Origin of the sequence: Herbaspirillum sp. UBA812 (assembly GCF_002296545.1) — a bacterium.
Classification (GTDB): domain Bacteria; phylum Pseudomonadota; class Gammaproteobacteria; order Burkholderiales; family Burkholderiaceae_D; genus Herbaspirillum; species Herbaspirillum huttiense.
Window position 1 is genome coordinate 1 of sequence record NZ_DBIC01000312.1, and the last position, 4,920, is coordinate 4,920.

General features: G+C 65.2%; 3 protein-coding genes. 1 reads left to right on the top strand and 2 read right to left on the bottom strand.

The features are described 5' to 3' along the window. Positions 1-7: 7 nt before the first annotated feature. The gene (locus B3873_RS21425) at positions 8-805 is read right to left on the bottom strand and encodes a uroporphyrinogen-III synthase (protein WP_286868932.1); all 798 of its coding nucleotides are present in this window, start codon (positions 803-805) and stop codon (positions 8-10) included. Further along, complete coding sequence (hemC, locus tag B3873_RS21430; RefSeq protein ID WP_134135960.1) at positions 789-1,745, bottom strand: hydroxymethylbilane synthase; 957 nt, start codon at positions 1,743-1,745, stop codon at positions 789-791. The genes B3873_RS21425 and hemC overlap by 17 nt, the downstream gene beginning before the upstream one ends. Before the next feature lie 244 nt (positions 1,746-1,989). Here hemC and ppc point away from each other — a divergent pair, with 244 nt between their 5' ends. Next, positions 1,990-4,905 (top strand): phosphoenolpyruvate carboxylase, encoded by a 2,916-nt coding sequence (gene ppc, locus B3873_RS21435; RefSeq protein WP_276838315.1) that lies wholly within the window; start codon positions 1,990-1,992, stop codon positions 4,903-4,905. Positions 4,906-4,920 lie beyond the last annotated feature (15 nt).

The following is a 4,920-nucleotide window of genomic DNA, read 5'->3' on the forward strand; positions in this document are numbered from 1 at the left end:
CGGCCACTCAGGGAGCGGGTGGAACAAGGGCGGCAAGCAGGCGTTCATCTCCCGACCCGGTCAGGACCACCTGCACGAAACCCTGCTCCCGCGCGGTCTCGGCGATCCTGTGGTGAGAGACGACGATGCGTTGTCGTTGCAGTTTTACCACACGTTCCTCGCCCCCGGCTAGTCTTGCCAAGTGAAGCAAATTGCGCAAGGCCTCGGAACTGGTGATGACCCAGTCGGCACCACCGTCCAGCAAATCCAGCAGTTGCAGGCGGCTTTGCGGGTTCAGTTCGGGGGCCAGGCGACGGTAGGCGGTAAGGAATTCGACTTCCACGCCCTGTTGTTGCAAAGCTTCACTCAGGAAATCGCGGCCGGCCTGGCCGCGCACGATCAGAGCGCGCCGGCCGCGCAATTGTTCCAACGGGAGGGATTTGAACAATTCCTCGGAATCCATCTTGTCGGCGCGCTGCGGGCCGTAGATGGTGGCATTGGCGCCATCTACGCCATGCCCGCGCAAGGCCACCCTGCTGCCCTCCCCCACGATGCCGATGGGCACGTCACGCGGCCAGCCCTGCAGATGGGCAAAGGCGGCATCGATGGCATTGGGACTGACGAAGACCACCAGGGCGAAGTCGTGCAGGCGAGCCAACGTGGCCTTGAGTTCGCTGTCATCGTCGACCGGCCCGATGGCCAGCAGCGGAAATACCACGGCACGCCGGCCCAGCTGCTGCACGCGCTCGGCAAAGCCGCCGGCCTGTTGCAGTGGCCGCGTCACGACCACCGGCAACGGTCCAGGGGTCTCAGGCCGAAGCGGCATCAGCCTGGGCCTTGCAGGCCGCCAGAATCGCATCGGCACCGCGCGACTTGAGCAGCTCGGCCACTTGCGCACCGAGCGCCTCGGGCGCATCCGGCGAGCCTTCGGCTTCAGCGGCAGCGGCTTGTGCGCCATCGGGGGTGGCGATCATGGCGCGCAGGTGCAGGCGCTCTCCGTCCAGCGTGGCGTAGGCCGCCAGCGGGATCTGGCAGCTGGCGCCGAAGATGCGCGAGACCGAACGCTCGGCTGCCGACACCACGGCGGCCGGCACATCATGCAAGGGGGCCAGCAGGCGTTTGATGTCGTCGCGGCCTTCGGGGATCTCGATGGCCAGCGTGCCCTGCCCGGGCGACGGCAGGCTTTGTTCGGGATCGAGGAAGGAGCGGATGCGCGCCTTCAGGCCCAGGCGGTTCAGGCCGGCCACGGCCAGGATGATGGCGGCGTAGTCGCCACGATCCAGCTTGGCCAGGCGGGTATCGAGATTGCCGCGCAGCGGCTTGACCACCAGTTGCGGATAGCGCGCGGCGATCATGGCCTGGCGGCGCAGGCTGCTGGTGCCGACGATGGCGCCATCGGGCAGCGCGTCCAGCGAGGCATGATCATTGGAGACGAAAGCGTCGCGCGCGTCTTCGCGCTCCAGGATGGCGGCCAGCTCGAAGCCTTCGGGCAGGTCCATCGGCATGTCCTTGAGGCAGTGCACGGCGAGGTCGGCGCGGCCTTCGGCCATGGCCACTTCCAGCTCCTTGACGAACAGACCCTTGCCGCCGACCTTGGAAAGCGCGCGATCAAGAATCTGGTCGCCACGGGTGGTGGTTCCGAGGATATTGATGCTGCACTGCGGATATAATGCGGCCAGACGGTCCCGCACGTACTCGGCCTGCCACATGGCGAGGCGGCTTTCACGCGAGACGATGACGATGTTGGAAGGAGGAAATTCTTTCAAGACGGGCTTTCCGATTCAGTCGTGGCACCCGCGGCCGAGGAGACAAGGAAAGCAGGAGACCGGCGCATCCAGACTGAACAATACGATTAAAAAAGCGATCGAGGGCAAGCAGCAACGCACATCGATCACAGCGACCAGAAGCGAGACGCACACCAAAAACGAGGCAAATTCTAGCACGCACACCCACGGCAATCCGATCCACAAGCACGACTTTCTCCTCCGAAAACCGCAGCAACCGTTGATCATGGCGACTAAAAATCCAACACCACGCAGTGCCCGTTCCACTCCCTCCACGCCCCGCGCCACCACTGCCGCCAAGCGCAGCCCGGCCAGCAAGACCGTCACCAAACCCGCCCGCAGCACCGACAAGGATGCGCCCCTGAAGGAAGACATCCGCCTGCTCGGACGCCTGCTGGGCGAAGTCGTGCGGGAACAGGAAGGCGATGAAGTCTTCGAGGTGGTGGAAACGATCCGCCAGACCGCCGTGCGTTTTCGCCGCGAATCCGATGCCAAGGCCGGTGCCGAGCTGGACAAGCTGTTGAAGAAACTGACCCGCGACCAGACCAATTCGGTGGTGCGCGCGTTTTCCTATTTTTCGCACCTGGCCAACATCGCCGAAGACCAGCACCACAACCGCCGCCGCCGCGCGCACCTGCTGGCCGGCTCCGAAGCCCAGCCCGGCAGCGTGGCCTATGCACTGTCGCGCCTGGATGATGCCGGCGTCTCGGGCGCACAAGTGCGCAGCTTCCTGAAGGAAGCCCTGGTGTCGCCGGTGCTGACCGCCCACCCGACCGAAGTGCAGCGCAAGTCCATCCTGGACGCCGAGCGCGAGATTGCCCGCCTGGTGGCCGAACGCGACCTGCCGCTGACCCCGCGCGAGCTGCGCCACAACACCGAACTGCTGCGCGCACGCATCGCCACGCTGTGGCAGACGCGCATGCTGCGCTATACCAAGCTGACGGTGGCCGACGAGATCGAGAACGCCCTCTCCTACTACCGCATCACCTTCCTGCGCGAACTGCCAGCGCTGTATGACGACATCGAAGCCGAGATCGACAGCCAGTTCCCCTCGCGCGCCAAGACCCGCGCCGTGGAGCTGCCGCCCTACCTGCAGATGGGCAGCTGGATCGGCGGCGACCGCGACGGCAACCCCAACGTCAATGCCGCCACCATGCAGCATGCGCTGAAGCGCCAGTCCACCACCATCTTCGACTACTACCTCGACGAAGTGCACACGCTGGGGGCCGAGATGTCCATCTCCACCCTGATGGTCGCGGCCAGCCCGGAACTGCTGGCCCTGGCGGATGCCTCCCCGGACCACTCCGAGCACCGCGCCGACGAACCCTACCGCCGTGCCCTCATCGGCATCTACGCGCGCCTGGCCGCCACGGCCCGCTCTTTGGGCGTGGTCAACATCCTGCGCCAGGAAATCGGTGCCGCTGCGCCCTACGCCAGCCCGGCCGAATGCGTGGCCGAACTGGAGGTGCTGGTGGCCTCGCTGCAGGCCCATCACGGTGCCGCGCTGGTCAAGCCGCGCCTGGCCGGATTGAAGCGTGCCGTGGAAATCTTCGGCTTCCACCTGGCCACGCTGGACATGCGCCAGAGCTCCGACGTGCACGAGCGCGTGCTGGCCGAGCTGTTTGCCAAGTCTCAGGTCGAGGCCGACTATGCGGGCCTGACCGAAGAACGCAAGATCGCCCTGCTGCTGGGTGAACTGTCCAGGCCGCGCCTGCTGTATTCGCCCTACCTGCAGTACGCCGACGAAACCAATTCCGAGCTGACCATCCTGCGCGCCGCGCGTGAAATTCGCCGCCGCTATGGCGAACGCGCGATCCGCAACTACATCATCTCGCACACCGAGACCTTGTCCGACCTGCTGGAAGTCTTGCTGCTGCAGAAGGAAACGGGGCTGCTGCACATCGAAGGCAACCAGTTGCACGAGCTGGAGCTGATGGTCATTCCGCTGTTCGAGACCATCCCCGACTTGCGCTGTGCGGCCGAGATCATGCGCGGCTGGCTGACCCTGCCGCAGGTCAAGGGCTTGATCGCCAAGCACGGCAAGCTGCAGGAAGTGATGCTGGGCTATTCGGATTCCAACAAGGATGGCGGCTTCCTGACCTCCAACTGGGAACTCTACAAGGCCGAGAACCAGTTGGTGGAACTGTTCAATGAAGCCGGCGTGAAGCTGCGCCTGTTCCACGGCCGTGGCGGCACCGTCGGCCGTGGCGGTGGTCCGAGCTACCAGGCCATCCTGGCGCAGCCGCCGGGCACGGTCAACGGCCAGATCCGCCTGACCGAACAGGGCGAAATCATCGCTTCCAAGTTCTCCAATCCGGAAATTGGCCGCCGCAACCTGGAGCTGCTGGTCGCCGCCACCCTGGAAGCGAGCCTGATGCCCGCCGCCACCGATGGCAAGGAAGCCAGGAAGCTGGCCGAGTTCGAGCGCGTCATGGAAGAACTGTCGGAGCGTGCCTATCGCGCTTATCGCAACCTGGTCTACGAGACCCCGGGCTTCACCGATTACTTCTTCGCGGCCACGCCCATTGCCGAAATCGCGCAACTGAACATCGGTTCGCGTCCGGCCTCGCGCAAGGCGACCCAGCGCATCGAGGATTTGCGCGCCATTCCCTGGGGCTTCTCGTGGGGCCAGTGCCGCCTGCTTTTCCCGGGCTGGTATGGCTTCGGCAGCGCGGTCTCGGGCTGGCTGGAAGAAGCCGGCAACGCCAAGGAGAGCGCAAAGCGTCTGGCCACCCTGCGCGCCATGTGCAAGGAATGGCCGTTCTTCGCCGCCCTGCTGTCGAACATGGACATGGTGCTCTCCAAGACCGACCTGGCTGTGGCCTCGCGCTATGCCGGGCTGGTGGCGGACCGCAAGCTGCGCACCACCATCTTCGGCCGCATCACCGGCGAGCATGAACGTACCAGCAGCGTGCTCTCGGCCATCACCGGCACCAAGGAACGCCTGTCCGGCAATCCGCTGTTGGCGCGCTCGATCAAGAACCGCTTCGCCTATCTCGATCCGCTGAACCACCTGCAGGTCGAGCTGATCAAGCGCCACCGCGCTACGGCTGCAGCGAAGCGTGCGCCGGAAGAACGCGTGCAGCGCGGCATCCACCTCACCATCAACGGGGTGGCAGCCGGCTTGCGCAATACCGGCTGAGCAACGCGTTCGTCT

What these genes read in the sequence shown, in the direction of transcription:
- B3873_RS21425 (WP_286868932.1), bottom strand. Translation starts at nt 805, where the DNA reads ATGCCGCTTCGGCCTGAGACCCCTGGACCGTTGCCGGTGGTCGTGACG.
- ppc (WP_276838315.1), top strand. Translation starts at nt 1,990, where the DNA reads ATGGCGACTAAAAATCCAACACCACGCAGTGCCCGTTCCACTCCCTCC.